Source organism: Streptomyces sp. VNUA24, from assembly GCF_029167005.1.
In the GTDB taxonomy this organism is placed as follows: domain Bacteria; phylum Actinomycetota; class Actinomycetes; order Streptomycetales; family Streptomycetaceae; genus Streptomyces; species Streptomyces scabiei.
Genome location: NZ_CP119143.1, coordinates 1,735,351 through 1,759,978 on the forward strand (window position 1 = coordinate 1,735,351; position 24,628 = coordinate 1,759,978).

Genomic DNA, 24,628 nt, shown 5'->3' on the forward strand with positions numbered 1-24,628 from the left:
CCCGGAAGCTGCCCCTCCCCCGGATCGCCGCGCGCCGGTCCGGCGCCGCTACGCCTTGAGCGCCACTCCCCCGTAGACGTCGGTGGGCCGCGGGTCCGTGCCCGGCTCCGGACGCCACAGCGGGCAGGAGACGATGCCCGGCTCCAGCAGCTCCAGGCCCTCGTAGTACGCGTGCAGCTGCCGGGGGCTGCGCAGCACGTAGGGGACGGCGCCGGTGTCGTCGTAACCGTCCTGGGCGCGCTTGAGCTCGGCGTCGGTGTCGGTGCTGTCGTAGTGGACGAAGTAACTGCCCGACGGCAGGGCGGCCTGGAGGCGGCGGACGATGTCCCGTGCCTCGTCGTAGTCCTGGATGTGGCCGAGGATGCCCATCAGCATCAGTGCCACCGGCTTGTCGAGGTCGAGGACCTTCCCGGCGGCTTCGAGGATGGTGTCCGGGTCGCGCAGGTCCGCGTCGACGTAGTCGGTGACGCCCTCGGGGGTGCTGGTGAGCAGAGCCTGGGCGTGCCGCAGGACCAGCGGGTCGTTGTCGACGTAGACGATGCGGGACTCCGGGGCGACCTTCTGGGCGACCTGGTGGGTGTTGTCGTACGTCGGCAGGCCCGTGCCGATGTCCAGGAACTGGCGGATGCCGCGCTCACGGGCCACGAAGGTGACCGTGCGGATGAGGTACACACGGGAGGCGCGGGCCATCGTCTCGATGTTCGGGGCGATCTCGCGGTAGGCGTCGCCCGCCTCGCGGTCGACCTGGTAGTTGTCCTTGCCGCCCATCCAGTAGTTCCAGATGCGGGCCGAGTGCGGCACCGTGGTGTCGATCTTCGACAGCGCTTCCTGGTCGGGGGTGGGGTGGCCGTCTGCCATGGGTGGTCTCCTGCCTCACATCGCGTGGTCGTACGTCAACCTATCGTCAACTGCCCGGCGTTTTGCCAGAGTTGGGACGGACGAGCAGCGGGTGCACGGATGGGGCCGCCCGGCTCGCCGGTGTCGAGGGTGACCACGGGTACGTGCTGGGCGAGGGTGCGGAAGACCCGGGCGTAGGCGGTGGCGGCCTCCGTGTCCTCGTCCGTGGTCAGGTGGAGCATGGCCCCGTCGCGTTCGGCCACGGCGTCCGCGAGGTCCAGGGCCTGCATCCAGGTCACCCGGGAGCGGCCCCGGCGCAGCGGTCCGTGCACGAGTTCCGCGATGAGGTGGCCGTCGACGGCCAGCCGGCCGGGTCCGTCGAGGAGTTCGCGGTACGGCAGGGCCGGGTCCAGGTGGTGCAGGGCGGGCGGCATGCGCCGGACCTCGAAGCCGAGATCCGCCAGCGCGCCGACGAGACGGTCCCGGCCGGGTCCGGCGTGTCCCTCGACGACGAGGGTCCGGTACCGGGTGAGCGCGGACGGCGCGATCATCCGCGCGCCGCCCCGGCGGCCGGCGGAGTTCGGCCGGGAACACGAGTCGGCACGGCCATGCCGCTCCCTTCGGGTGGTGCGCGGCGGGCATCGCCCTCACGATCCCGTGCGCGGCCTGGCGAGCCCTCAGTCTGACCACGACCGGCGGACCGGGGCAGTGCGCGCACGGGTTGTCCGGTTGTGAACGTGTAGTGGCCGCACGCCCCCGGCGGCGGAGCGAAGCGCGCCACCCCGTCCGCGGGCCGGGAGCCGGTGAACGGTGACCGTCAGGCGATGAGGAAATCGGCTTCGCCGGCCTTGGCGCCCTGCAGGAACGCCACCATCTCCTCCCGGGTGTAGACGAGGGCGGGGCCGTCCGGGTCGGTGGACTGGCGGAAGGCCACGCGGCCGTCGGGGAGGCGTTTGGCCTCGACGCAGGAACCGCCGTTCGTGCCGCTCCAGGGCTTGCGCCAGCCCTCGACGCCGAGTTCGGGAGCGGGCATGCCGCTGTGGACGGGACTGTCGGGTGTCGTCGCCATGGTCACAACTCCTTGCGTAGTTCCGCCAGGATGTCCCTGGTCCGTGCGACCGGTTCCGCCTGCACGGACATCCGGTCCAGTACCTCCAGATAGGTCACGACGTCCGCGGGCTGGTCGACGTACTGGGCGCCCGCGAGGCCCTCGGTGTAGACGATGTCGGGGAGTTCGGAGAAGCCGAAGCGGAAGTAGTGGAAGGGGCCGAACGCCCCCGGGTGGGGTCCTGCCGCGAAGCGCATGATCTGGATCCGGACCTTGGGCCGGTCCGTCGCCTCGACGAGCCGGTCGATCTGGGCCCGCATCACCTCGGGGCCGCCCACCGGCCGCCGCAGCACGGTCTCGTCGAGGACGGCCCAGACGGCCGGGGCCTCCGGTTTGGCCAGCAGGTCCTGGCGCCTGAGACGCAGGGCGACCCGGCGGTCGACGTCCTCGGGGCTCGCGTTCGGGAAGCCGACCCGCATCAGCGCGGCGGCGTAGTCGTGGGTCTGCAACAGACCGGGCACGTACTGGGGTTCGTAGAGACGGATGACGGCGGCTTCGCTCTCCAGGCTCACGTACGCGCTGAACCACTCCGGCAGCACATCACGGAACTTGTGCCACCAGCCTGGCTGGTTGGCCTCGCGGGCGAGGGCGAGGAAGCCCTCGATCTCGGCGCCCGGGACCCCGTAGGTGCGCAGCAGCTCCTTCACGTAGGGGATACGGAGACCGACCTCAGCCTTCTCCATGCGGCGGACCGTCAGCGCGGTGACCTCGATGGCGCGGGCGGCGTCGTCGAAGGAGACTCCGGCCTGCTCCCGCAACTGGCGGAGCCGCTTGCCGAGGACCATGCGCAGGACGGTGGGCGCCGCGGGAGCGCTCCCTCCGACGCGGGTCTCACTCACGTGCAACCTCCCGGGGCGGGATTCACAGCGTGCAGTGTGCCACGCGATCCGTTGACACGGACAGGTCTTCGCGGTTCATTCTGAAATTATCAGAACGCAGGTTGCGGGCTGCGTTGTTCGGCCACCATAGTGACCGAGTGACCTGCCGCACACACACCGGCAGCGTCCTCGAACTCCTCCGGCCCGCCCAGGAGTCGGCGCCACGGCGGGCACGGGTCGAACCGCGCGCCGACTCGATGCGACAACCTGGATGGCCGCCGTGACGAACGGACCACACGGATTACCGAGGAACCCGGCCAAAGCGGCCGGCGGGCCCAACAAACCGCTGGCGGCGGCCCTGAAGGAGGCCGGCTGCTCGTACGCCTCCCTCGCGCTCCGGGTCAACGACCTGGGCCGCTGTCAGGGCGCGGACACCAACTACGACAAGGCGTCCGTCACCCGCTGGCTCCAGGGCCAGCAACCACGGGGCACCACACCGGAGTTGATCGCGGCGGTCCTCGGCGAGCGGCTGGGCCGCGCGCTCACCCCGGCCGACCTCGGTTTCCCGCTCGACCGGGGACGGCCGGTGACGGGGCGGGCGCTGCTCTACACCGAGAACGTGGCGGAGACCCTGCACACCCTGGCGGAGCTGGGCTCCACCGACGTCTCCCGGCGCAGCCTGCTGGGTTCGGTGCCCTTCGTGCCGGGCGCCCTGGCGAACCCCCAGCGCGCCTGGCTGCTGTGGCTGGTGGAGAGCCGTGACGCGCCGAGGCTCGCGCCCGTGTCGGGCGCCGGGCCGGTGGAGCAGGTCCACGCGATGCTCCGCATGTTCGACGAGATGGACAACCAGTACGGGGGCGGCGGCATCCGCACCAGCGTCGTGCAGTACCTCACCACCGAGGTCGTCCCGCTGCTCCAGCAGCGCGGTCTGCCGCCGCACCACCGGCGCGAGCTGTTCGCCGCCGCCGCCCGGCTGGCCGCGATGGCGGGCTGGAGCTCGTACGACGCCGGGGAGTACGGCCTGGCCCAGCGGTACATGACCCAGGGACTCCGGCTCTGTGCCGAGGGCCGTGACCATGTGCTCGGCGGACAGATCCTGGCGGGGCTGTCCCATCTGGCGACCAGCCTGGGCCGCCCCGACGAGGGTGTGGCCCTGGCCCGGGCCGGGGTGGCCACCGCCAAGGACTCCGGCAGCCCGCTCGGTCTGATGCGCCTGCACGCCATGTCCGCGCGGGGGCACGCCGCGCTGGGCCGCCCCCGCGAGACCGCCGAGGCGTTGCGCGCCGCCGAGAAGCAGCTCGACGCCAGCCGGGGCGCCGCCCAGGAGTCGCCCTGGGTGCGGTTCCTCGACCACCACTACCTCCAGGCCGAGTCCGCCGTCTGCTTCCGCGACCTGGGCCTCGCCGCGCAGGCCGAGCACACGGCCGGCGAGTCGGTGCGCGCCCACGCGGACCGCCGCCGGCGTCAGGCCATCAGCCGGTCCGTCCTCGCGACCGCCCACCTCCAGCAGAACCGTCTGGACGAGGCGATCGCCACCGCCACCGTCGCGCTCGACGCGCTCGGCGGTGTGCACAGCGAACGGTCCATCCAGGCCCTCCGCGACTTCCGGGGCCGGCTGGCGTCCCGCCGCGACGAACCTCTCGTACAGGACTTCGAACGCCGGTCGCGTGTGGTGCTGGGGGCGGCGGCTTGAGGCGCGCGAACCACTACCCGCCCGCACCCGCACACCCCCTCCACCACCTGGCATTTCCCGCGCCCGGTGCTGTTGTCTGCGACAACGGCACCGGCGGCCCGCCACGCCGGCCGGGCCCGGCCGGCACGAGAGGACGGAGAGAGACGATGACGGCAGTCAGGGCCGGCGTGCCCCGGCCGACGCATCCCCATGGACACCGTGCGGCAGCCGCGGTCCGCCGCGGGGCGCGGCTCCCGTCAACCGTCCGGGAGTCGGTATGAGGGGCGCCCCGGCCATGGACCCCACGTCGGAATCCTCGTCCGGACCCGCGTCCGGAGCGGCGCCGCCGCCGCGCGGGCGGGTGCTCGCCGCCGAGCTGGTCCGCCGGGCCGAGGACGGACGGCGGCTGGCCGACGAGGCCCGGTCCGCACCCACCGCGCGGGCCCGCGACCGCATCGCCGCGTGCCACGCCGGCAACGGTGACGCCCTGCGCGCGATCGTCACCCGCCATGGCTGGCCCACCGCCGACTCGGTCGGCGAGACCGCCTCCACCGCGGCCCTGATGCTCCTGCTGCACGCGCCGGATCTGGGATTCCAGCTCAGCTGCCGCGATCTGATCGCCGAGGCGGTCGCGGACGGCCGTTGCCCGGCCGTGCACCACGCCTACATCGCCGACCACTGCGCGGTCGCCCTGAGCCAGCCCCAGTTCTACGGCACCCGCATCAACCCCGGCACGCTCTTCCCGTACCCCATCCGCCACCCCGAGACGGTCGACGAACGCCGCCACGACGTCGGTCTCGGCCCGCTGGCCGAACACCTGCGGACGGTGCGGTACGGACTGGGGGCGAGCGGCTGGCTGTAGGGACTAGCGGCGGTCGAGGTGCGTATCACCGGCGAGTTCGTGGGATTCGTCGCCGCCCGGCCCGCTCAGCCGGCGGCCCACGCCGTGTAGAACAGGCCGAGTCCGGCGATCACACAGATGCCCTGGATGGTCCAGAAGCGGACCACGACGAGGACCTCGGACCAGCCCTTGAGTTCGAAGTGGTGCTGGAGCGGGGCCATCCGGAAGACCCGCTTGCCGGTCAGCTTGAACGAGCCGACCTGGATGACCACCGAGAAGGTGATCAGGACGAACAGCCCGCCGAGGACGGCGAGAAGCAGTTCGGTGCGGGAGCAGATGGCGAGACCGGCGAGGGCGCCGCCGAGGGCGAGGGAGCCGGTGTCCCCCATGAAGATCTTGGCCGGCGAGGTGTTCCACCACAGGAACCCGAAGCAGGCACCCATCAGCGCGGCCGCGACGACGGCGAGGTCGAGCGGATCGCGCACTTCTATGCAGGAGGCGGGGTCGGTGAGTTCCATGGCGTTGGCGCAGGAGTTCTGGAACTGCCACAGGCCGATGAAGGTGTAGCCGCCGAAGACCATGACCGACGCCCCGGTGGCCAGACCGTCCAGACCGTCGGTCAGGTTCACCCCGTTCGACATGGCCAGGATCATGAACAGGGCCCATACGACGAACAGCACCGGCCCGATGGTCCAGCCGAAGTCGGTGACGAACGACACCTTCAGGGAGGCCGGCGTCTGCCCCCGCTCGTCCGCGAACCGGATGGCGAGCAGGGCGAAGACGATGCCCACGATCAGCTGACCGGCCATCTTCGCCCCGGCCCGCAGGCCCAGCGAACGCCGCTTCACGATCTTGATGTAGTCGTCGAGGAAGCCGACCAGGCCCATGCCCGCCATCAGGAACAGCACCAGGAAGCCGGGGTACGTCGGGCTCTCCCCTGTGATCACCTTGGTCGCGACATAGGCGACGAGGGTGGCCAGGATGAAGGCGATACCGCCCATCGTGGGCGTGCCGCGCTTGCCGGCGTGGCCGCGCGGGCCGTCGTCACGGATGTACTGCCCGTACCCCTTCCGGGCCAGCAGCTTGATCAGCAGCGGAGTGCCGATCAGCGTCAGGAACAGGCCGATGGCCCCGGCAAACAGGATCTGGTTCATCGGACGGCGGTCTCCCCCTCGGTCGCGCTCTGGTACGCGACGGCCTCACCGGTGTCGCTGGTTCTCACGGGCCCCACCCTATGCAGACACCTGATCTTCTTACGGCGGCGGGTAGTTGACGACGGAACGGTCACTCGAAACGGTGCTCGCGGTGCGGCCGCTCCCCGGGCTCCGCGGCGGTGGTCGCCCCGCCGTCCGGGCGTCGGCCGAGACGCCGGCACGGTACGCGCCGCCCCTCCCCCACCGGGCCCCCGCTCCGCCCGCCGCCCCGGGCTGAGACACTGCACGTCATGGCCACCTTCACTCCCGCGCGCGCCCTGCTCATGCTCACCACCGGGCTGACCTGTCTGCTGATGGCGGTCGGCGCCCTCATAGGCGCGCTGATCGGCGGCGGTCCCGTCGCCCTGGGGGCGGCCGTGTGCGCCGGGCTCGTCGGCATGGTGGGCTCGCTCATCGTGCGGCGGCGGGCCATGGCGCACTTCGCCCTGGCCCAGCGGCAGGCCGGGCAGCGGGGCTATGCCGAGGGCATCGCGCACGGTGTGCTCATCCACGTCACCGCGTACGAGGCCGCCGTCTTCCCCCGCACCGGGCCGCACGGCGTCAGCTCCGAGGAGCGCGAGGCCCGCCGTACCATCGCGTACCGCATGGCCGCCCTGGACGAGGTCCCGCAGCGGGTCCGGGTGGCCGCCGCGGACGCCCTCGCCCTGCTGGACAGAACCGACCGTGAGGGCGCCGAGGAGGCCCTGGCCCGCCTCGCCACCACCGTGCGTCTGGAGTACGCCCGGCTGTGAGACCCGTGCGGCGGGCGCCCGCCTCTCTCTAGCCGGGCGCCGCGCGGCTCAGTGGCCGCTGATCGCGCGGGGCGTGTAGGGCCGCTCCAGTTCCTCGGTCTCCTTCTCCGTCAGGGTGACGTCGAGCGCGGCGACGGCGTCGTCGAGGTGGTGGGGCCGGGTCGCGCCGACGATGGGCGCGGTCACGGTGGGGCGGCTCAGCAGCCACGCGAGGGCGACCCGGGCCCGGGGCACCTCGCGCTCACCGGCGATCCGGGTGACGGCGTCGACGATCTCGCGGTCGCCCTCCCGGTAGAGGGTCTTGCCGAAGGTGTCGCTCTCGGCGCGTGCGGTGACGGTGTCCCAGTCGCGGGTGAGACGGCCGCGGGCGAGCGGGCTCCAGGGCAGGGTGGCGACGGCCTGGTCCTCGCACAGCGGCAGCATCTCGCGCTCCTCCTCGCGGTAGAGGAGGTTGTAGTGGTTCTGCATGGACACGAACCGCGTCCAGCCGTGCAGGCGCGCGGTGTGCTGCATCTTCGCGAACTGCCAGGCGTACATCGAACTGGCCCCGATGTAGCGGGCCTTGCCGGCCTTCACGACGTCGTGCAGCGCCTCCATGGTCTCCTCGACCGGGGTGCGCGCGTCGAAGCGGTGGATCTGGTAGAGGTCCACGTAGTCGGTGCCGAGGCGCCGCAGGCTGGCGTCGATCTCCGTCATGATCGCCTTGCGGGACAGGCCCAGGGCGTTGGGGCCCTGGTGCATGGGGCCGTTCACCTTGGTCGCGAGGACGATCTCCTCGCGCCGCGCGAACTCCGCCAGCGCCCGGCCGACGATCTCCTCGCTGGTGCCGTCGGAGTAGACGTTCGCCGTGTCGAAGAAGTTGATCCCGGCGTCCAGTGCCCGCCGGATCAGCGGGCGCGACGCCTCCTCGTCCAGGGTCCACTCGTGGGGGCCTCGGTCGGGGAGCCCGAAACTCATGCATCCCACGCAGATCCGGGACACGTCCAGACCGGTCGAGCCGAGCTTCACGTACTGCATCGTTGCGACTCCTGCCTGTGGGGTGTGCGGCTGCCCAGCGTACGGAACGACGGTGGAGGAACGGGTGTGCCGATCGGTCAGATCCGGTAGCGCCTCAGCGCCGGTGTCACGGTCGCCAGGAGCAGCATCGAGGCGACGACGAGCAGGCCCCCGCCGACCACGGCCGTCCGGGCGCCGAAGGCCGCGCCGGCCGTACCGTGCAGGACGTCGGCGAGACGGGGGCCACCGGCGACCACGACGGTGAAGACACCCTGCATCCGGCCGCGCATCTCGTCGGTGGCGGCGGACAGCAGGATGGCACCGCGGAAGATCATGGAGACCATGTCGGCGACCCCCGCGGCGGCGAGGAACAGCACCGCGAACCAGAGACTGGTGCTGAGTCCGAAGCCCGTGACGGCCGCGCCCCAGGCCATGACGGCCGCGATCACCATGAGTCCGTGCCGGTGGGAGCGGGAGAACGTGCCCGACATCAGACCGCCGGCCACCGCGCCGACGGGGACGGCGGCGAACAGCAGGCCGAGGGCGAGACCTTCGCCGTAGGGCGCGTACGTGGTGTCGGCGAGCTGGGGGAAGAGGGCGCGGGGCATGCCGAGGACCATCGCGATGATGTCGGCGAGGAAGGACAGCAGGAGCACCTTGTGCAGGGCGATGTAGCGGAAGCCCGCCACGACCTCCCGCCAGCCGGCGCGCCGGGTCGTCGTGGTGTCCAGCGGAGGCAGGGAGGGCAGCCTGTGGACCGCCCAGAGGGTGACGCACAGCGCCAGCGCGTCGATCAGGTACAGCTCGGCCAGACCGATGACCGGGATGAGGGCGCCGGCCAGCAACGGGCCCGCCACCAGCCCCAGTTGCATCACGGTCGAGCCCAGCGCGGCGGCCGCCGCCAGTTCATCGGCGGGGACCAGCCGGGCCACGGAGGCGTTGCGGGCGGGTGAGTTGAGGCCGAAGAACGCCTGCTGGAGGGCGAGCAGGGCCATCAGCGCCCACACCGATTCCAGCCCGGTGACGGCCTGCACCCAGAACAGCACCGAGGTGACGGCGATGCCGGTGTTGGTGACGAGCAGCAGGGTGCGGCGGTCCACGCTGTCGGCGACCGCGCCGCCCCACAGGGCGAACACCACCAGGGGCAGCAGTCCGGCGAGGCTCGCGTAGCCGACCCAGGCGGAGGAGCCGGTGATGTCGTAGATCTGCTTGGGTACGGCGACGGCGGTCAGCTGGCTGCCGACGGCCGTCACGATGGTGGACGACCACAGGCGCCGGTAGGCGGGGCGGCGCAGGGGGCGGGTGTCCATCGTCCAGCGGCGCCGGCCCCGGCGGGGCGGTGCCGGGGCGTCGTCCTCCGGTGCGGTGTCGTCGCCGGCGCTGCTCTGGGTGGTGTCCACGGGCATCCTGATGCTCGATACATCTTTCGATTCGGGCACCACTATCGCGGAGATCACCGCCGCCGGGACAGGCCGTCGTGCGGCCGTCTCACATGCTGTCGCCCCGTGCCGTGCCGTGGAGGATCACGCCCCGGCGATCAGCATCCCGCCGAGCGCGAGCATCGTCACCGCGACCAGGCCGTCGAGGACCCGCCAGGCCGACGGGCGGGCCAGGAAACGGCTGAGCAGACGGGCGCCGAAGCCGAGCGCGGCGAACCAGCAGAGGCTGGCGAGGCCGGCGCCGAGGCCGAAGGTCCAGCGCAGCGGGCCGCGGTCGGAGGCGATGGAGCCGAGCAGGAACACGGTGTCGAGGTAGACGTGGGGGTTGAGCCAGGTCAGGGCCAGACAGGTCAGGACGGCCCGTCGCCGCGAGCCCGCCGATCCACTGTCCGCGCGCAGGGCGTCGTCGCCCGGCCACAGGACGCGGCGGGCGGCCAGAGCGCCGTAGACCAGGAGGAAGCCGCCGCCGACCAGGGCGACCGCCTTCAGCGCGCCGGGCCAGGCGACGACCACCGCGCCGACGCCGGCGACCCCTAGGGCGATGAGCACCGCGTCGGAGAGGGCGCAGATGGCGACGACGGGGAGCACGGCGTCGCGGTGCAGTCCCTGGCGCAGGACGAAGGCGTTCTGGGCGCCGATGGCGACGATGAGGGAGAGGCCGGTGCCGAATCCGGCCGCGAGGGCGGTCATTTCGCTGAACACACCCCTGACGCTAGGAAACGCACCACCCATGCGTACAGCTAAAGATTCTTACGTATCATTAGCGTCCGTGATGTCTCAGCTACCGGTCGACCTGGTGCGCACGCTGCTCACGGTGGTGGACGAGGGCACGTTCGACGCGGCGGCCGCCGCCCTGCATGTGACGCCGTCGGCGGTCAGCCAGCGGGTCAAGGCCCTGGAGCAGCGGGTCGGCCGGGTCCTGCTGGTCCGCGCCAAGCCGGTGCGGGCGACCGAGTCCGGTGAGGTGATCGTCCGGTTCGCGCGCCAGCTGGCCCGCCTGGAACACGACGCGCACACCGCGCTCGGCATGACCGGCGCCGACGAGACCACCCGGGTGTCCATCGCGGTGAACGCCGACTCGCTGGCCACCTGGTTCCTGCCCGCCCTCACCCGGGTGCCCGAGGAGCTGCGCCCCTGCTACGAACTGCTGCGCGAGGACGAGCAGCACACGGCCCGGCTGCTGCGCGAGGGCCTGGTGACGGCCGCGGTCACCTCGGCTCCGGACGCCGTGGCCGGATGCTCGGTCCGGCCGCTCGGCCGGATGCGGTACCTGCCGTGCGCCTCGCCCGGTTTCGCCGAGCGATGGCTCGGCGCCGGATCCGAGGTGCCGCTCGAGGACGTGATCACGGACGCGCCGGTCGTCTTCTTCGACCGGCGCGACGACTTCCAGAACGTCTTCGTCCGCCGGCTGACGCGCGGTCGTCCGGCCGGGGGCCGCCGGCACTATGTACCGACGTCCGAGGGCTTCGCCGACGCCGTGGCCGCCGGGATGGGCTGGGGCATGGTGCCCGCCGCGCAGGCCGAGCCGTTGCTCGCCGCCGGACGGCTCGTCGACCTGGCCCCGGAGCGGCCCGTGGACACGCCGCTGTTCTGGCAGCAGTGGAAGCTCGACTCCCCCACGCTGACGGCCGTCGCGGACGCGGTCGCCGCGGAGGCCGCCGAGGCGCTCGACCCGTGAGACCCCCTTACGCCCCGCCTCCGGCGGCGAACGGCCCTTCCAGCGCCGCCCACTGCAGCAGCATGATGGTCTTGGCGTCGGCGATCTCCCCGCCGCGGATCATCTCCAGGGCCCTGCGGAAGGGCAGTTCGACGAGTTCGATGTCCTCGCCCTCCTCGTCGAGGCCCCCGCCCTCGTGCGTGCGGGTCGACGGCCCGTAGGAGGCGGCGTAGAAGCTCACGCGTTCGGTGACCGAGCCGGGGCTCATGTAGATGTCGAAGACGTGCCGGACCTCGCCGATGGTGTGGCCGGTCTCCTCGATCACCTCGCGGCGTACGGCGACCTCGGGGTGCTCGTCCTCCTCGTCGAGCAGGCCGCCGGGTGTCTCGATCAGCATCCCGTCGGGGTGCCCGTTGACGTACACCGGGTAGCGGAACTGCCGGGTGAGCAGGACGGTTTCGCGCTCGGTGTCGTAGAGGAGGACGGTGGCGCCGTTGCCCCGGTCGTGCGTCTCGCGCTCCTGGGTGCTCCAGGTGCCGTCGGCGCGCTGGAAGTCGAAGGTGGTGGTGCGCTCCACGTACCAGTGGCTGGACAGCAGCCGCACGTCCCGGACCTTCACGCGCGGGTTGCCGGTCAGGTCACGGCCGGTACGGTCGAGTCCGGTGCGGCCCCGGCGGTCCGGGAGGTCGACGCCGGCGGTCTTGTCGGTCATGCGTCCGCTTCTACCACCCCGGCGCCAGCGTTGTCAGGCGTCTCAATTCGCGTGCCCCGCGCGTCGCTTGGCGGAATCGGGCACTCCGGGACAGCATGCCGGTATGAAGAGTGATCTTTTCTCCCACGAGAACATGGTGCAGCCGGCCCACGCGCCCGGGATGGCCGTCCAGAACGCCAAGTCCATCAGGTACGCGGTCAACGGCGAGATGCTCGCCCGGCAGGGCGCGATGATCGCCTTCCGGGGGAACCTGCAGTTCGAACGCAAGGGCCAGGGCGTGGGCGGCATGCTCAAGCGCGCGGTCACCGGGGAGGGGCTGCCGCTGATGGCGGTGCGCGGCCAGGGCGAGGCGTGGTTCGCGCACGAGGCGCAGAACTGTTTCATCGTCGATGTCGAGCCGGGTGATGTGTTCACCGTCAACGGCCGCAACGTGCTCTGCTTCGACGCCTCGCTGTCCTACGAGATCAAGACGGTGAAGGGCGCCGGCATGACCGGCGGCGGTCTGTTCAACAGCGTGTTCACCGGGCAGGGCAGGCTCGGGCTGGTGTGCGACGGCAATCCGCTGGTCATCCCCGTCTCCCCGCAGCTGCCCGTGTTCGTCGACACGGACGCGGTGGTGGGCTGGACGGCGCATCTGAACACCTCGCTGCACCGCTCGCAGTCCTTCGGCTCGATGATCCGGGGCGGCTCCGGTGAGGCCGTGCAGCTGAAGCTGGAGGGCGAGGGCTTCGTGGTCGTACGGCCGAGCGAGGTGACCCCGCAGAAGGCCCAGCAGCACTGACCGTACGCCGGGCAAGGGAGCCCTTCACACGACCGGGCCTCGACGGGCTCGACCTCGCAAGCGAACACTTTTTCGAATCCGGGGGTACGCTGGCCGTATGGCCACGCACCTCCAGGGCTCCCTCTTCGACCAGTCCGACGACCTCCGCCTCGGCCCCCTCGACGGGTTGCGCCGGCGCGAGCTGGGCGCCGGCGCCTGGATCGACCTGCTGCCCGGCTGGGTCACCGGCGCCGACGCCCTCTTCACCCGGCTCGCCGAGGAGGTGCCCTGGAAGGCGGAGCGGCGGCAGATGTACGAGCAGGTGGTGGACGTACCCCGGCTGCTCGCTCACTACGGCGCCGAGGACGCCCTTCCGCACCCCGTCCTGGACGAGGCCCGGGCCGCCCTGTCCGCGCGCTACGGCTCCGAGCTGGGCGAGCCGTTCGCCACGGCGGGGCTGTGCTTCTACCGCGACGGCCGCGACAGCGTGGCCTGGCACGGCGACCGGATCGGGCGGGGCGCCCGGGAGGACACGATGGTGGCCATCCTGTCCGTGGGCGACCCGCGCGACCTCGCCCTGCGGCCGCACGGCGGCGGTCCGACCCTGCGGTTCCCGCAGGGGCACGGCGACCTGATCGTGATGGGCGGCTCCTGCCAGCGCACCTGGGACCACGCGGTCCCGAAGTCGGCACGGGCGGTGGGGCCGCGCATCAGCATCCAGTTCCGGCCCCGGGGCGTGGGGTAGCCGGGGTGCGTACGCCGGTCGGCTAGCGTGCGCTACGACCGGTCGGCGTCGGCGAGGGCCCGCGCCTGCGAGGACCGGGCCAGCTTGGGTCCCAGCCAGCGCTTGAGGCGGCGCAGGGCCTCCAGACGGCCGGCCGCGCGGTCGAGACGGTAGTAGAGCTGCGGCGGCACGTACGGCAGCAGCGGGGAGTGCCGCTGGCCGAGGAGCGCGAACATCTGCTCCGGGGGCAGGTCGATGTACCGGTGGATGTTCTCGTACCACTGCGCGCTGTGGCGGGCCGCGCTCTGCAGACGCAGCAGCTCCGACTTGCGCCGCCGCTCGTACGCGGCGAGCGCCGCCTCCGTGTCCGGGTGGGCGCCGAGGGACTCGGCCAGACAGATGGCGTCCTCCAGGGCGAGGGTGGTCCCGGCGCCGATGGAGTAGTGGGTGGTGTGGGCGGCGTCGCCCAGCAGGACGACGTTGCCGTGGTGCCAGGCACGGTTGGTCAGCGTGCGGAAGGTGAGCCACTGGGCGGTGCCATCGTCCTGGGCCCGCCCGAGGAGGGGGTGCCCGTCCAGGATGCCGGCGAAGAGCTTCTCCAGCAGGGCCAGGCCTTCGGCCTCGCCGAGGCGGTCCAGGCCCAGGCCGCTCAGCGTCCGCGGGGAGCACTCGATGACGCAGGTGCTCTGCTCGTCGCTGAACGGATAGGCGTAGGCCCAGATCCAGCCGTGGTCGGTCTCCTGGAAGGAGAAGGTGAACGCGTCGTGGACCTTGCTGGTGCCCAGCCAGATGTAGGCGTTGCGGCCGAGCGTGATGTCACTGCCGAAGCGGTCGGCGTACCGCTCGCGCACGGTGCTGTTGACCCCGTCGCCCGCGACGACGAGATCGGCGTCCGGCAGGTCGTCGGCCGTGATGCCGTCCTCGTACGCGACGCGGACGCCCAGCTCCCGCGCCCGTTCGGCGAGCAGCTCCAGCATGCGGCGCCGGCCGATGCCGAAGCCCTGGTCGCCGGGCTGGACCGTCGAACGGTCGCGGACGTGGGCGACGCCGCGGTTCCAGGTGACGGAGTTCTCGCTGATGGCCCGAGCCGTCTCGGGATCCTTCTCGCGGAGCTTGTCCAGCAGCTCGGCCCAGTAGGTGACACCCCAGCCGTAGGTCGATCCCGCCGGGTTCCGTTCATGGACGGTGATGTCGTGGGACGGGTCCTGCCGCTTCATCAGGATCGAGAAGTACAGGCCTGCGGGTCCGCCGCCGACGCACGCGATCTTCACGCACACTCCCATTTCGCTGCGCAAAGCGATCAATTGACCACGAAGAGTAGCAGTGCGGAGACGGCCCGGAATCGCGTCACTTTGCGCGCGTGACGGCCGTCACCCGATCCAGGCACCCTCCGCAAGATCATCGGCCACACCCCGCACCTCGGACGGAATCTCTCCCTCCGCCCATGCGCGAAGATCCACGACAGCAAGATCATCTTTGTTCAACCTTGCACGACATATACGTGATTGTCCTGATCGCGGCCAACCGGCTTCCGGGGATTTCCCCCGTTCCCCACCTGATCGATAGGCATGACGGGTCATCAATCACCCCTTGTCAGAAGGTTCTCGCATGCCCGACATCACCCGCCGCCACGCCCTCGGGGCGGCGGCCGCCCTCGCCGCGACCGTCGGCGCCCCGCTCACCGCCACAGCCGACGAAGGCCACGCCCACCAGGGCCACCAGGACCCCGCCGCCTTCGACGAGGTGTACCGGGGCCGCCGCATACAGGGCCGCGCGGCCGACGGCGGCGGTCACCATCACGGCGCCGGGTACGCCGTGTTCGTGGACGGGGCCGAGCTGCACGTCATGCGCAACGCCGACGGCAGCTGGATCAGCGTCGTCAGCCACTACTCCCCCGTACCGACCCCGCGTGCCGCCGCCCGCGCCGCGGTCGACGAACTCCAGGGCGCCCGTCTCGTCCCGTTCGGCTGACCGGCCCCCGCAGCACCGGTACCACCCGAACCACCCGAACCACCCGAACCACCGCAAGGAGCCGCAGAGCCATGACCATACGCAAGAACCAGGCGACCCTGAGCGCCGACGAGAAGCGGCGCCTGGTCGACGCCCTGATCGCGCTGAAGCGCTCCGGACGCTACGACGAGTTCGTCACGACGCACAACGCCTTCATCCTCGGCGACACCGACAACGGCGAACGCACCGGCCACCGTTCACCGTCCTTCCTCCCCTGGCACCGCAGATTCCTGCTGGAGTTCGAGCGGGCCCTGCAGTCCGTCGACCCGGCCGTCGCACTGCCGTACTGGGACTGGACCGCCGACCGCACCACCCGGTCCTCCCTCTGGGCCCCGGACTTCCTCGGCGGCACCGGGCGCAGCCGCGACGGGCAGGTGACGGACGGGCCGTTCGCGGCGTCCACCGGCAACTGGCCGATCACCGTGCGCGTCGACGGCCGCACCTATCTGCGCCGCTCCCTCGGCACCGCGGTGCGGCAGTTGCCGACCCGGGCCGAGGTGGACTCGGTGCTCGCGATGTCCACGTACGACATGGCGCCCTGGAACAGCGCCTCGGACGGCTTCCGCAACCATCTGGAGGGCTGGCGGGGCGTCAACCTGCACAACCGGGTGCATGTCTGGGTGGGCGGCCAGATGGGCACCGGGGTCTCCCCCAACGACCCGGTCTTCTGGCTGCACCACGCCTTCGTCGACAAGCTGTGGGCCGACTGGCAGCGCCTGCACCCCGGTTCGGCGTACCTGCCGGCGGCCGGGACGCCGAACGTGGTCGATCTGAACGAGCCGATGAGGCCGTGGAACGACACGACTCCGGCGGCGCTGCTGGACCACACCGCGCACTACACCTTCGACGCCGCCTGACCCGCGTTGATCCCCGGGAGTCCTGGGTACCCGCTCCGGACGCGCCGGGGCGACCCGGCCGTGATCGACACGCAACCGATGTGAGGAGGCGACCGATGACCCAGATCGAGGAGTCCGTCGAGGTCCACGTCCCCGTCCGGACCGCCTACAACCAGTGGACGCAGTTCGAGACCTTTCCCGAGTTCATGAGCGGGGTCGAGCGGATCGAGCAGCGTTCGGACACACTCACGCACTGGGTGACCAAGGTGGACGGCGTGCGGCGGGAGTTCGACGCGGAGATCACCGAGCAGATCCCGGACGAGCGGGTGGCGTGGACGACCGTCGGCGGCGAGGCCCGTCAGGCCGGTGTCGTCACCTTCCACCACCTCTCCGAGGAGCGCACGAAGGTCATGCTGCAGATGGACTTCGAACCCACGGGCACCGCCGAGAAGGTGGCCGACAGGCTGGGGGTCGTGAAGCGGCAGACCAAGGGCGACCTGGAACGCTTCAAGACCTTCATCGAGAAGCGTGGCCGGGAGAGCGGGGAGTGGCGCGGCGCCGTCGTGTGACGCCGGCCCCCGCGCACGGCGCCGTGCGGCGGCTATTCGGCTCCGGCCGACGCCGCCGTACGGCACTCCGGGTGTCCCCAGCCCTGGTCGTTCTTGGCGATGGGCTCCCCCGCGGCGTACGCACGGCCGCACAGGCAGCGGCCGGGGAACTTCGCCTTGATCGTGCGGGACGACGCCGAGGACGAGGACGACGAACCGGCACGGGCGCCGGACCTGGCGGACTTCCCGGACTTCTTCGCCGCGCTCCAGCGGGACGGGGCGGTGTCGGGCGCGGCCGGCGGTTCCGGCGAGCCCAGGTCGGTCCCGGCCGGCTCCTGGACGACGGCCGCCTGGCTCGCCGCACGGTCGGCGAAGTCGTTGAGGGGATCACCGTCGACCTGGTGCGCGGGCACGTAGCGGAAGTCCACGGTACGGCCGGTGAGCAGTTCGTCGATACGGACCACGAGTTCCCGGTTGGCGACCGGCTTGCCGGCGGCCGTGCGCCAGCCGTTGCGCTTCCAGCCGGGCAGCCAGGTCGTGACCGCCTTCATCGCGTACTGGGAGTCCATCCGGATCTCGATCGGGACGGCCGGGTCGGTGGCCGCCAGCAGCCGCTCCAGCGCGGTGAGTTCGGCGATGTTGTTGGTGGCCCTGCCCAGCGGGCCCGCCTCCCAGCGGGAGGGGGTCTCGGCGTCCTCGGCGACCACCCAGGCCCAGCCCGCTGGTCCGGGGTTTCCCTTGGACGCTCCGTCACAGGCGGCCACAACACGTTCCGGCATGCACTCGATCATGCCATGCGCGGGGGCGTGGGACCGCCCACGGGTCTCCCGCCCCCGCGCATCCCCACACCCCCGCGCATCCCGCGGCGTCCGCTCAGTCGACGTCCGTGAGCGTCGGCATCTCGCCCTGCGTCCTGCCGACGTCGATGACCGAGAAGGACGCGCCCTGCGGGTCGCTGAGCGCCGCGAAACGCCCGAAGGGGGTGTCCATGGGGCCGAAGCGCAGGACGCCGCCGCGCGCGGTGGCCCGGGCGACCGCCTCGTCGCAGTCGGGGACGGCGAAGTACACGTTGATGTACGAGGGCACCTCCGGCGGGAAGTCCTCCGGAGTCATAGTCATCCGGCCGAGCAGCGGACCCTCCCCCAGGTCGAAGACCCGGAAGTCCATCTCGGGGCTGCCGGGGTCGTCCATGCGCTTGGACCGGAAGGAGAAGACGGCCGGGAAGAAGGCGTCCGCCTTCTCGGGCTCCCGTGTGAAGACCTCGGCCCAGGCGTACGCGCCGGGCACCCCCGTGGCCTCGAAGCCCTCGTGGACGCCCGGCTGCCAGACCCCGAAGACGACGGAGTCCGGGGAGCGGCCCAGCAGCATGGAGCCGAAGTCGCCGACCTGCATCGGCTCCATCAGCACCTCGCCGCCGTTCTCATGGATTCTGGCCGCGGTGGCGTGCACGTCGGACGAGGCGAAGTACAGGCACCAGGCGGACTGGCCCTCCTGGCCGGGCATCGGCGGGACGACCGCGGCCACCGCCTTGCCGTCCGCGTACGCCTGGGTGTAGTTGCCGTACTCGGACGACGACTCGCCGAACGTCCAGCCCAGTACGTCACCGTAGAAACTCTTCGCCCCCTCGACGTCGCTGAACATCGCGTCGACCCAACAGGGCGTTCCGTCGGGATGTGCGGCCATCGCGCCACTCTCCTCGGTTCGACAGGGTGGTTTCCCCGGCTCTCACGCTAGCCACGGGCGTTGCCGGACGCGCGCCGAAGGGGACGGATCGCGTGAAACCGGCACGGGATCCGCGGGGCGGGACCACGGCTGTGCGACGTCTGATAATTTCAGCGGCGCTCGCACTCCCGTTCGCCTCGACCCGTGAGGTGGCTGCATGCCCGGCCGGCCGTTCAGACGTACGGCGCTGCCGTGCGTCCGGGGCCGGTCGGCGCGCCTGCTGCTCGTGATCGTGTCCGCCGCGACCACGTTCCTGTTGTCCTGCGCGGGCACGCCTCCCGGGGAGGCCCCGGCGCAGCGCCCGCACACCGTCTCGGCGGAGCCGCGCACGCAGGTGCCCCTCGCCGTGCGGGCGGGCCAGGTGGACCGCGACCCCTGTGAGCACCGTCCCGGTGGACACGACTGCCACTCCCCCGACCCGGCCGCGGTGCTCGTCCAGGTGCCGTCGCCCGGCGCCGACCACACCGCCGCGTCCTGGCAGCCGGCGACGGCCGCGGCGCGGGTGGCGCCCGCCGGTGCCCGCGAGCCGGGGCGGGCCCGCCCTCCCGATCTCCACGAACTGCAGTTGCTCCGCGTCTAGGCCCCGCCCGCACGGGAGCCCCGTGGACATCGCGGAGATCCCTCGGCAGGGCGTCGCCCGGGCACCGGCCCGCGCGACGGATTCGTGGACGACCAGCAGCACCGCCCGGCCCGTACGCGGCCCGGCGGGGAGAAGGACACCCCATGGCTTCATCCAAGGCGAAGGCCAACAACGGCGGACCGAAGGGCAGGAACAACAGCCCCAAGGCCAGGGAGGCGGCGCGGCGCGCCCGCGTGGAGGAGATACGCAAGGCCGAGCAGGCGCGTGAGCGGCGGACGCGGGTGCTCATGATCGGCGTCACCACCGCCATCCTCGCCGGGCTCGTCGGCGGCGGCTGGTACCTCATCGACTCCGCGCGGGAGAAGGAGGCGGCGGAGGCCGCGGCCAAGGCGGCGCCGGTCGACGGGGTGAAGAGCTGGTCCAAGCTCACCCAGAACCACGTCACCGAGCCCGTCGAGTACAAGATGAGCCCGCCGGTGGGCGGCGACCACCACCAGGTCTGGGTCAACTGCGACAAGCAGGTGTACACCAAGGCCGTGCCGAACGAGAACGCGGTGCACGCGCTGGAGCACGGCGCGGTCTGGATCACGTACAACGACAAGGCGGCCGAGGCCGACGTCGAGTCGCTGACCGGGCTGGTGGAGAAGACGACGTACTCCTTCATGAGCCCCTACGAGGACCAGTCCTCCCCCATCGTGCTCAGCGCCTGGGAGCACCAGCTGAAGGTGGACAAGGCGTCCGACCCGCGGGTGCGGAAGTTCCTGACCAAGTACGTCCAGGGCGAGCAGACGCCGGAGCCGGGTGCCGCGTGCAGCGGCGGCATGACCCCGTGACCTGACCCTCCGGGGGCGCCCACCGGCCCGGGCGCCCCCGTGGGGCCGCCCGGGCGCGACCTCCTCGACTCCATGGCCCCACCGCCCACGGCGCGGCCATGGCCGACCTCGCGCCATGCCCGGGCGCCGGCCCGCCACCCGGGCCCGACCGGGCGCCCTCACGGGGCCGACCGGTACGCGGGCCGAGGGGGCCGCTCCGGCAGCCGGGAGTCGCGCCACGCGAGGGGCTCGGCGGCCGTCCAGGGCCGGCCTCGCGCCATGAACGGGCGCCAGCCCCCCACCCGGGCCCGACAGCGCGCCCCGGCACCCCCGCCCGGGCGCCCTCACGCGGCCACCCGGGCGCGATGCCCTCGGCATCCACCACCCAACCGCCCGCGGCGCGGCCCGGGCCGCCCGGTACGGGGGCCACTCCGGCAGCCGGGAGTCGCGCCATGGAGGGGTGTGGGCGACTTCGCCCCGGCGCCCCCGGCCGCGCGCTCCGGCCGGTCCGCTCGTGGCCGACGTATGTCTTCCGCCCCGCCCCGGGCTGTGCTTGCCTGGGGGACCGTTTTGGATGGCCGGGGCCGGAGTCGCGTATGCGCAGGGCGTGGATCGTGGGAGTGGCCGGGGCGGTGCTCGCCGCGCTGGCGCTGGGCGCGTGCGGGGATCCGGAGTCGGCGCCGGGCGAAGCCCCGCCGTCGGCCGCGGCGCCCGATCCGTCGCCGACCACCCGTTCCCGGATCACCACCGCGCCCCGCGACGGCGCGTCCGCGAAGCCGGCGCCAGGGGTGCTCTACCTCGGGGACTCGCTCGCGGTGGAGAACCAGCGTGTCCTCGGCACGCTGCTGAAGGACGGCCTCGGCGCCCGGTACACGAGCGTGCCGTACGGGGGCACCACCCTGTGCGACTACCTGGAGGGCACGGCCGACCGGTCGCTCGTCCCGCCGGGGGACAAGGCAGCCGCGCTGGTGCGCCGGCTGCGTCCGGACTATGTCGTCCTGCAGTTCTGGGGCAACTCCTGGGACTACACGCCCTGCATGGACGGCATCACCTACGGCAAGGACCGGGCGGAGTACTTCCGGCGGTACGAGGCCGCGGCAGCCGGGCTCACCGAACAGATCGCGAACGCGGGCGGCGCGCACCGGCCGACGATCGTCTGGGTGCTCCAGGGCCCGGACCCGATGACCCCGGACCGGGTCCGCCGCGTGAACGCCTTGTACGCGCGGCAGGCCAAGGGCTCCGGCGACCTCACCGCCGACGCCGGCCGGGCCGTGAGCCCGGCCTCCGGCCGCTACACGTGGACCCAGTACCTGCCGTGCACCGCGTACGAACGGGAGCACGAGGGGTACTGCACCCAGCCGGGCCGGGCCCGTACCGCCCTCCATCACGACAAGGACCCGCTGCACTTCTGCCTGGCCCCGACGACGTCCAGGCCGCGGCCGTGCCCGGTGGTGTCGCCCGGCATCACGCGGATGGCCCGCGCGATCACGCGGGCCGTCGCCGACGCGGTCTCCTAGGCCCGCCGCGAGGTCTGCTCGTCGTCGCCCGCCACCGCGGTCTCCGGCCGGTCCGGTTCCTGCGCCCGCTCCCGCTCCCGCTGTCGTCGGGAGGCCCAGAGGCTGGTGGCGGTGGTGACGACGAGGACGAGGACGATGAAGCCGAGGGAGAACGGAATGGTGATCTCGGGGACGTGGACGCCGGACTCGTGCAGGGCGTGCAGGACGAGTTTGACGCCGATGAACCCCAGGATGATCGACAGGCCGTAGGAGAGGTGGACGAGCTTCTTCAGCAGGCCGCCGATGAGGAAGTACAGCTGGCGCAGGCCCATCAGGGCGAAGGCGTTGGCGGTGAACACGATGTACGGGTCCTGGGTGAGGCCGTAGATCGCGGGGATGGAGTCGAGGGCGAAGAGGACGTCGGTGGAACCGATGGCGAGCATCACCACCAGCATCGGCGTCATCACACGCCGGCCGTTCTCCTCCACCCACAGCCGGGTCCCGTGGTAGCGGTCGGCCACCCCGAAACGCCTCTCCACCGCCTTCAGGAGCTTGTTCTCCTCGTACTCCTCCTCATGACCGCCGGCCCGGGCGTCCTGCACCAGCTTCCAGGCTGTGTAGACCAGGAACGCGCCGAACAGGTAGAACACCCACGAGAAAGAGGAGATGATCGCCGCACCCGCGGCGATGAAGACCGCACGCAGCACCAGGGCCATCAGCACACCGACCATCAGCACCCGCTGCTGGTACTGCGAGGGCACCGCGAACTTCGCCATGATCAGCACGAAGACGAACAGGTTGTCGACACTCAGGGACTTCTCGGTCACGAACCCCGCGAAGAACTCCCCCGCCGGCCCGCCGCCCCCGAAGACCAGCACCCCCAGGCCGAACGCGACCGCCAGAGCGATCCACACGGCCGACCAGATCCCGGCCTCCTTCACCGACACCTCATGCGGCTTGCGCCCGATGAAGAAGTCCACGGCGACCAACAGCCCCAGGACGACGATCGTGAGCAGCCAGGTGGACAACGAGACGTTCAAGGTTCCTCCGGGGCTTGGGTGTGCGAACCGGCGAGACCTCCGCGGCGGAACGGGCCGACGGGACCCGTGTGGGGCACCTCGGAGCGGCCTGCCGCCTTTCGCTCGCTCGGGAGCCCCTCCAGGCTCGCGCACCGCCGTTCAGCGCTCGTCCAAGGTGCGTACAGCGCACGGACAGGACAGACCCAATTCGCACAGACGAGGGGCTCCCGGACACCCGGGTCGCACTCAGTCGCCGTTCGGCGCACCCGTCGCGAGCAGGCCGTTGACCACCAGGCGTGACAGCCACTCCGCCGTGGCCGTGAGCTGCTCCGGGGAGGCGGGGTCCTCCCGGCCCAGTCGCCGCGCCAGGGGCCCGTCGAGCATGCCCGAGACGGGAGGGACGACGGCGAAGAACAGGACGTCCAGCGGGATGGGCGCCATGCGTCCGGCGGCGACGAGCCGCTCGATGCTGGGGACCATCAGCTGGAGCGTCTGGGAGATGTAGTGCTCGTAGAGGTAGTCCAGCCGCTCCGTGTCCCGCGAGAACTCGTGGACGAGGAGCCGTCCGACCAGCGGTGTGTCCACCGCCCTGCGGTAGAAACCGGCGATGATCAGGCGCAGCTGCTCGGCATCGTCGAGCGAGGGATCGGTGTGCGCCAGCGACGCCATCCTGCCGCCCAGCGCGTGGTCGACGACCGCACGCCAGAAGGCCGCCTTGGACCCGTACCGGTCGTTGATGAAGTTGTGGCTGACGCCGAGACGGCGGGCCAGTTCCCGCGCGGAACCGCCTTCGTAGCCCAGCTCGGCGAAGGCTTCCAGCCCGCGCGTCAGGATGCTGTCCTCGTCGGGCACGGCACGGCTGTCCGCGCTCGGGCGGCCCGGTCGCCGGGCGGGTTCTGTACGGGCTCCCACCGGTTGCCTCCTCACCGATCGCCCCGGGGTCCGCGGGACGCACCCCCAGCTTAGGGGGCTCGGCCCCGGCTGCTTGACAGGTGTCAGAACAGAGACGCGCGGTGACCGGGCCCCGTGCGGCATCCGGCTGCCGGCTTCCGGAGCGTCGGAAGCCGGCGCCGGCGGTCGTACGCGCCTCAGGAGGACTGCGCGGTCTGGTACAGGTTCTGCGCGTCGGTGCCGAAGTACGGCCCGTACATCCGGTTGGGCAGGAAGTTGTACTTGAAGCTGTTCACCGAGGACTGCAGGCCGGTACCCGTGGCCTCGTCGAACTGGGTGAACCAGGGGCCGCCACTGGCGCCGCCGGTCTGGTTGCAGTTCATGCCGTGGTCGTTGGAGAGCAGGAAGTCACGGTTGGTGTTTCCGCTGCAGTAGACGAACTTCTCCCCGTCGTACGGGGCGGCGGCGGGGAACCCGAAGGCGTACATCGCCCTGTTGTACCCGGTGTTGAAGGCCAGCCCCTGCCCGCCGACGACGTCCGTCAGCGGCTTCCCGTCCAGCGGGGCGACGACGGCCGCGCCGATGTCGTAGTTGATGTCCTCGCTCGCGGTCCACTGCGGCGTGGAGAGTGTCTTCGTCGCGCTCCACCTGCCGTACGGGGCCTGTCCGTCGTGGTACCCGGGTACGAAGACCCAGTTGGTGTGCCAGGCGCCCTCCAGCTTCACGCAGTGTCCGGCGGTGAGGACGGTGCTCTTGTTCGCGCTGGTGACGGCGTTGCCGGAACACGAGGCCGTTCGCCCCTGGTAGGTGAAGAACACCCGCCCGGCCGTGGACACCACGGCTCCGCCACCGGTCCAGGCTCCGCCCCCGTTGGGGAAGGCCAGCGCTCCGGCCTCGCTCGCGGTGCCCGGGAGCGTGGGGGCGACGGTACGCTCCGCACCCCTGGCGAGAGAGGGTGCCTTCAGCCGGCCTGGTTCCATGACCGGCAGCTCCAACGGGGCGGCCTGCCGCATCCGTTCGGCGGTCCAGAACGCGGCGGGGTCCGCCGGGGCCGCCCCCGCGGGCGCGGCGGACACGGCGGTGCCGGTCATCACGGCGGCGGTGAGCAGGGCGGCGAGGAGGGGTCGGGAGGTGCGGAGGGAGCGGGACGAGCGGCGTATGTCTCTCACGCGTACTCCTTGTGCGGTGGGGGGACGAGGACGAAT

Annotated in this window: 27 protein-coding genes; 12 read left to right on the forward strand and 15 right to left on the reverse strand. The window is 71.9% G+C overall.

Annotated features, from left to right (window positions below):
- Nucleotides 1–48: 48 nt before the first annotated feature.
- From PYR72_RS07190 to PYR72_RS07205, 4 genes are all read right to left on the reverse strand, one after another.
- Complete coding sequence (locus PYR72_RS07190; protein WP_275454482.1) at nucleotides 49–858, reverse strand: SAM-dependent methyltransferase; 810 nt, start codon at nucleotides 856–858, stop codon at nucleotides 49–51.
- Nucleotides 859–893: 35 nt separating this feature from the next.
- The gene (locus PYR72_RS07195) at nucleotides 894–1,388 is read right to left on the reverse strand and encodes a hypothetical protein (protein ID WP_275454483.1); all 495 of its coding nucleotides are present in this window, start codon (nucleotides 1,386–1,388) and stop codon (nucleotides 894–896) included.
- Between the two features lie 266 nt (nucleotides 1,389–1,654).
- Nucleotides 1,655–1,906 carry a DUF397 domain-containing protein gene (locus PYR72_RS07200; RefSeq protein ID WP_275454484.1) on the reverse strand — a complete coding sequence of 84 codons (252 nt, stop codon included), beginning with the start codon at nucleotides 1,904–1,906 and terminating at the stop codon, nucleotides 1,655–1,657.
- A 2-nt stretch (nucleotides 1,907–1,908) separates the two neighbouring features.
- Nucleotides 1,909–2,730 (reverse strand): helix-turn-helix transcriptional regulator, encoded by an 822-nt coding sequence (locus tag PYR72_RS07205; protein ID WP_275460349.1) that lies wholly within the window; start codon nucleotides 2,728–2,730, stop codon nucleotides 1,909–1,911.
- A 304-nt stretch (nucleotides 2,731–3,034) separates the two neighbouring features.
- On the opposite strand from PYR72_RS07205, the gene PYR72_RS07210 reads away from it, so the two are divergent.
- Together PYR72_RS07210 and PYR72_RS07215 are read left to right on the forward strand one after the other, a co-directional pair.
- Nucleotides 3,035–4,456, forward strand: a complete 1,422-nt coding sequence (locus PYR72_RS07210) for a hypothetical protein (RefSeq protein ID WP_275454485.1) — start codon at nucleotides 3,035–3,037, stop codon at nucleotides 4,454–4,456.
- A gap of 340 nt (nucleotides 4,457–4,796) precedes the next feature.
- Complete coding sequence (locus PYR72_RS07215; RefSeq protein WP_275460350.1) at nucleotides 4,797–5,297, forward strand: DUF6624 domain-containing protein; 501 nt, start codon at nucleotides 4,797–4,799, stop codon at nucleotides 5,295–5,297.
- 65 nt (nucleotides 5,298–5,362) lie between these two features.
- Here the strand turns inward: PYR72_RS07215 and mraY are convergent, their stop codons facing one another.
- A complete protein-coding gene (mraY, locus tag PYR72_RS07220; RefSeq protein WP_275454486.1) occupies nucleotides 5,363–6,430 on the reverse strand; it encodes a phospho-N-acetylmuramoyl-pentapeptide-transferase in 1,068 nt (355 codons plus the stop codon).
- Between the two features lie 290 nt (nucleotides 6,431–6,720).
- Here mraY and PYR72_RS07225 point away from each other — a divergent pair, with 290 nt between their 5' ends.
- Nucleotides 6,721–7,221, forward strand: coding sequence for a hypothetical protein (locus tag PYR72_RS07225; RefSeq protein WP_041670190.1), 501 nt, complete (start codon nucleotides 6,721–6,723; stop codon nucleotides 7,219–7,221).
- Nucleotides 7,222–7,269: 48 nt separating this feature from the next.
- Here the strand turns inward: PYR72_RS07225 and PYR72_RS07230 are convergent, their stop codons facing one another.
- The 3 genes from PYR72_RS07230 to PYR72_RS07240 form a co-directional block, all read right to left on the reverse strand.
- Nucleotides 7,270–8,238: an aldo/keto reductase gene (locus tag PYR72_RS07230; RefSeq protein WP_275454487.1), complete on the reverse strand. Its 969-nt coding sequence runs from the start codon at nucleotides 8,236–8,238 to the stop codon at nucleotides 7,270–7,272.
- A gap of 77 nt (nucleotides 8,239–8,315) precedes the next feature.
- Nucleotides 8,316–9,617, reverse strand: coding sequence for an MFS transporter (locus PYR72_RS07235; protein WP_275454488.1), 1,302 nt, complete (start codon nucleotides 9,615–9,617; stop codon nucleotides 8,316–8,318).
- A gap of 123 nt (nucleotides 9,618–9,740) precedes the next feature.
- Nucleotides 9,741–10,358, reverse strand: a complete 618-nt coding sequence (locus tag PYR72_RS07240; RefSeq protein ID WP_275454489.1) for a LysE/ArgO family amino acid transporter — start codon at nucleotides 10,356–10,358, stop codon at nucleotides 9,741–9,743.
- 67 nt (nucleotides 10,359–10,425) lie between these two features.
- Here PYR72_RS07240 and PYR72_RS07245 point away from each other — a divergent pair, with 67 nt between their 5' ends.
- The gene (locus PYR72_RS07245) at nucleotides 10,426–11,334 is read left to right on the forward strand and encodes a LysR family transcriptional regulator ArgP (RefSeq protein WP_275454490.1); all 909 of its coding nucleotides are present in this window, start codon (nucleotides 10,426–10,428) and stop codon (nucleotides 11,332–11,334) included.
- A gap of 7 nt (nucleotides 11,335–11,341) precedes the next feature.
- Here the strand turns inward: PYR72_RS07245 and PYR72_RS07250 are convergent, their stop codons facing one another.
- Nucleotides 11,342–12,025: an NUDIX domain-containing protein gene (locus tag PYR72_RS07250; RefSeq protein WP_275454491.1), complete on the reverse strand. Its 684-nt coding sequence runs from the start codon at nucleotides 12,023–12,025 to the stop codon at nucleotides 11,342–11,344.
- A gap of 103 nt (nucleotides 12,026–12,128) precedes the next feature.
- On the opposite strand from PYR72_RS07250, the gene PYR72_RS07255 reads away from it, so the two are divergent.
- Nucleotides 12,129–12,806, forward strand: coding sequence for an AIM24 family protein (locus PYR72_RS07255; RefSeq protein WP_275454492.1), 678 nt, complete (start codon nucleotides 12,129–12,131; stop codon nucleotides 12,804–12,806).
- Nucleotides 12,807–12,903: 97 nt separating this feature from the next.
- A complete protein-coding gene (locus tag PYR72_RS07260; RefSeq protein ID WP_275454493.1) occupies nucleotides 12,904–13,530 on the forward strand; it encodes an alpha-ketoglutarate-dependent dioxygenase AlkB in 627 nt (208 codons plus the stop codon).
- Between the two features lie 32 nt (nucleotides 13,531–13,562).
- On the opposite strand, the gene PYR72_RS07265 is transcribed toward PYR72_RS07260, so the two are convergent.
- Nucleotides 13,563–14,780, reverse strand: a complete 1,218-nt coding sequence (locus PYR72_RS07265) for an FAD-dependent monooxygenase (protein WP_275454494.1) — start codon at nucleotides 14,778–14,780, stop codon at nucleotides 13,563–13,565.
- Between the two features lie 337 nt (nucleotides 14,781–15,117).
- On the opposite strand from PYR72_RS07265, the gene PYR72_RS07270 reads away from it, so the two are divergent.
- From PYR72_RS07270 to PYR72_RS07280, 3 genes are all read left to right on the forward strand, one after another.
- On the forward strand, nucleotides 15,118–15,480 hold the full coding sequence (locus tag PYR72_RS07270) for a tyrosinase cofactor (protein ID WP_275454495.1): 363 nt from the start codon (nucleotides 15,118–15,120) through the stop codon (nucleotides 15,478–15,480).
- A gap of 71 nt (nucleotides 15,481–15,551) precedes the next feature.
- Nucleotides 15,552–16,376 carry a tyrosinase family protein gene (locus PYR72_RS07275; RefSeq protein ID WP_275454496.1) on the forward strand — a complete coding sequence of 275 codons (825 nt, stop codon included), beginning with the start codon at nucleotides 15,552–15,554 and terminating at the stop codon, nucleotides 16,374–16,376.
- Between the two features lie 95 nt (nucleotides 16,377–16,471).
- Nucleotides 16,472–16,924: an SRPBCC family protein gene (locus tag PYR72_RS07280; RefSeq protein ID WP_275454497.1), complete on the forward strand. Its 453-nt coding sequence runs from the start codon at nucleotides 16,472–16,474 to the stop codon at nucleotides 16,922–16,924.
- A 32-nt stretch (nucleotides 16,925–16,956) separates the two neighbouring features.
- On the opposite strand, the gene PYR72_RS07285 is transcribed toward PYR72_RS07280, so the two are convergent.
- Together PYR72_RS07285 and PYR72_RS07290 are read right to left on the reverse strand one after the other, a co-directional pair.
- A complete protein-coding gene (locus tag PYR72_RS07285; protein ID WP_275454498.1) occupies nucleotides 16,957–17,694 on the reverse strand; it encodes a ribonuclease H in 738 nt (245 codons plus the stop codon).
- Nucleotides 17,695–17,776: 82 nt separating this feature from the next.
- Nucleotides 17,777–18,586, reverse strand: a complete 810-nt coding sequence (locus PYR72_RS07290; RefSeq protein ID WP_275454499.1) for a VOC family protein — start codon at nucleotides 18,584–18,586, stop codon at nucleotides 17,777–17,779.
- 196 nt (nucleotides 18,587–18,782) lie between these two features.
- On the opposite strand from PYR72_RS07290, the gene PYR72_RS07295 reads away from it, so the two are divergent.
- The 3 genes from PYR72_RS07295 (at nucleotide 18,783) to PYR72_RS07305 (ending at nucleotide 21,534) form a co-directional block, all read left to right on the forward strand.
- A complete protein-coding gene (locus tag PYR72_RS07295) occupies nucleotides 18,783–19,205 on the forward strand; it encodes a DUF6153 family protein (RefSeq protein WP_275454500.1) in 423 nt (140 codons plus the stop codon).
- Between the two features lie 143 nt (nucleotides 19,206–19,348).
- The gene (locus tag PYR72_RS07300) at nucleotides 19,349–20,038 is read left to right on the forward strand and encodes a DUF3105 domain-containing protein (RefSeq protein ID WP_275454501.1); all 690 of its coding nucleotides are present in this window, start codon (nucleotides 19,349–19,351) and stop codon (nucleotides 20,036–20,038) included.
- 575 nt (nucleotides 20,039–20,613) lie between these two features.
- Complete coding sequence (locus PYR72_RS07305; RefSeq protein ID WP_275454502.1) at nucleotides 20,614–21,534, forward strand: SGNH/GDSL hydrolase family protein; 921 nt, start codon at nucleotides 20,614–20,616, stop codon at nucleotides 21,532–21,534.
- On the opposite strand, the gene PYR72_RS07310 is transcribed toward PYR72_RS07305, so the two are convergent.
- The 3 genes from PYR72_RS07310 to PYR72_RS07320 all read right to left on the reverse strand — a co-directional run bounded on the left by PYR72_RS07310 (nucleotide 21,531) and on the right by PYR72_RS07320 (nucleotide 24,592).
- On the reverse strand, nucleotides 21,531–22,553 hold the full coding sequence (locus PYR72_RS07310; RefSeq protein WP_275454503.1) for a TerC family protein: 1,023 nt from the start codon (nucleotides 22,551–22,553) through the stop codon (nucleotides 21,531–21,533). The two genes, PYR72_RS07305 and PYR72_RS07310, sit on opposite strands and share 4 nt — an antisense overlap.
- A 225-nt stretch (nucleotides 22,554–22,778) precedes the next feature.
- Nucleotides 22,779–23,444, reverse strand: coding sequence for a TetR/AcrR family transcriptional regulator (locus PYR72_RS07315; RefSeq protein WP_343245518.1), 666 nt, complete (start codon nucleotides 23,442–23,444; stop codon nucleotides 22,779–22,781).
- A 176-nt stretch (nucleotides 23,445–23,620) separates the two neighbouring features.
- A complete protein-coding gene (locus PYR72_RS07320) occupies nucleotides 23,621–24,592 on the reverse strand; it encodes a peptidase (protein ID WP_275454504.1) in 972 nt (323 codons plus the stop codon).
- Nucleotides 24,593–24,628 lie beyond the last annotated feature (36 nt).

Excerpts from the sequence above, each read along its gene's own strand:
- PYR72_RS07190 (WP_275454482.1), bottom strand. The coding sequence starts at position 858 with ATGGCAGACGGCCACCCCACCCCCGACCAGGAAGCGCTGTCGAAGATC.
- PYR72_RS07195 (WP_275454483.1), bottom strand. The coding sequence starts at position 1,388 with ATGATCGCGCCGTCCGCGCTCACCCGGTACCGGACCCTCGTCGTCGAG.
- PYR72_RS07200 (WP_275454484.1), bottom strand. The coding sequence starts at position 1,906 with ATGGCGACGACACCCGACAGTCCCGTCCACAGCGGCATGCCCGCTCCC.
- PYR72_RS07205 (WP_275460349.1), bottom strand. The coding sequence starts at position 2,730 with ATGGTCCTCGGCAAGCGGCTCCGCCAGTTGCGGGAGCAGGCCGGAGTC.
- PYR72_RS07210 (WP_275454485.1), top strand. The coding sequence starts at position 3,035 with ATGGCCGCCGTGACGAACGGACCACACGGATTACCGAGGAACCCGGCC.
- mraY (WP_275454486.1), bottom strand. The coding sequence starts at position 6,430 with ATGAACCAGATCCTGTTTGCCGGGGCCATCGGCCTGTTCCTGACGCTG.
- PYR72_RS07225 (WP_041670190.1), top strand. The coding sequence starts at position 6,721 with ATGGCCACCTTCACTCCCGCGCGCGCCCTGCTCATGCTCACCACCGGG.
- PYR72_RS07230 (WP_275454487.1), bottom strand. The coding sequence starts at position 8,238 with ATGCAGTACGTGAAGCTCGGCTCGACCGGTCTGGACGTGTCCCGGATC.
- PYR72_RS07250 (WP_275454491.1), bottom strand. The coding sequence starts at position 12,025 with ATGACCGACAAGACCGCCGGCGTCGACCTCCCGGACCGCCGGGGCCGC.
- PYR72_RS07255 (WP_275454492.1), top strand. The coding sequence starts at position 12,129 with ATGAAGAGTGATCTTTTCTCCCACGAGAACATGGTGCAGCCGGCCCAC.
- PYR72_RS07260 (WP_275454493.1), top strand. The coding sequence starts at position 12,904 with ATGGCCACGCACCTCCAGGGCTCCCTCTTCGACCAGTCCGACGACCTC.
- PYR72_RS07270 (WP_275454495.1), top strand. The coding sequence starts at position 15,118 with ATGCCCGACATCACCCGCCGCCACGCCCTCGGGGCGGCGGCCGCCCTC.
- PYR72_RS07275 (WP_275454496.1), top strand. The coding sequence starts at position 15,552 with ATGACCATACGCAAGAACCAGGCGACCCTGAGCGCCGACGAGAAGCGG.
- PYR72_RS07280 (WP_275454497.1), top strand. The coding sequence starts at position 16,472 with ATGACCCAGATCGAGGAGTCCGTCGAGGTCCACGTCCCCGTCCGGACC.
- PYR72_RS07285 (WP_275454498.1), bottom strand. The coding sequence starts at position 17,694 with ATGATCGAGTGCATGCCGGAACGTGTTGTGGCCGCCTGTGACGGAGCG.
- PYR72_RS07290 (WP_275454499.1), bottom strand. The coding sequence starts at position 18,586 with ATGGCCGCACATCCCGACGGAACGCCCTGTTGGGTCGACGCGATGTTC.
- PYR72_RS07295 (WP_275454500.1), top strand. The coding sequence starts at position 18,783 with ATGCCCGGCCGGCCGTTCAGACGTACGGCGCTGCCGTGCGTCCGGGGC.
- PYR72_RS07300 (WP_275454501.1), top strand. The coding sequence starts at position 19,349 with ATGGCTTCATCCAAGGCGAAGGCCAACAACGGCGGACCGAAGGGCAGG.
- PYR72_RS07305 (WP_275454502.1), top strand. The coding sequence starts at position 20,614 with ATGCGCAGGGCGTGGATCGTGGGAGTGGCCGGGGCGGTGCTCGCCGCG.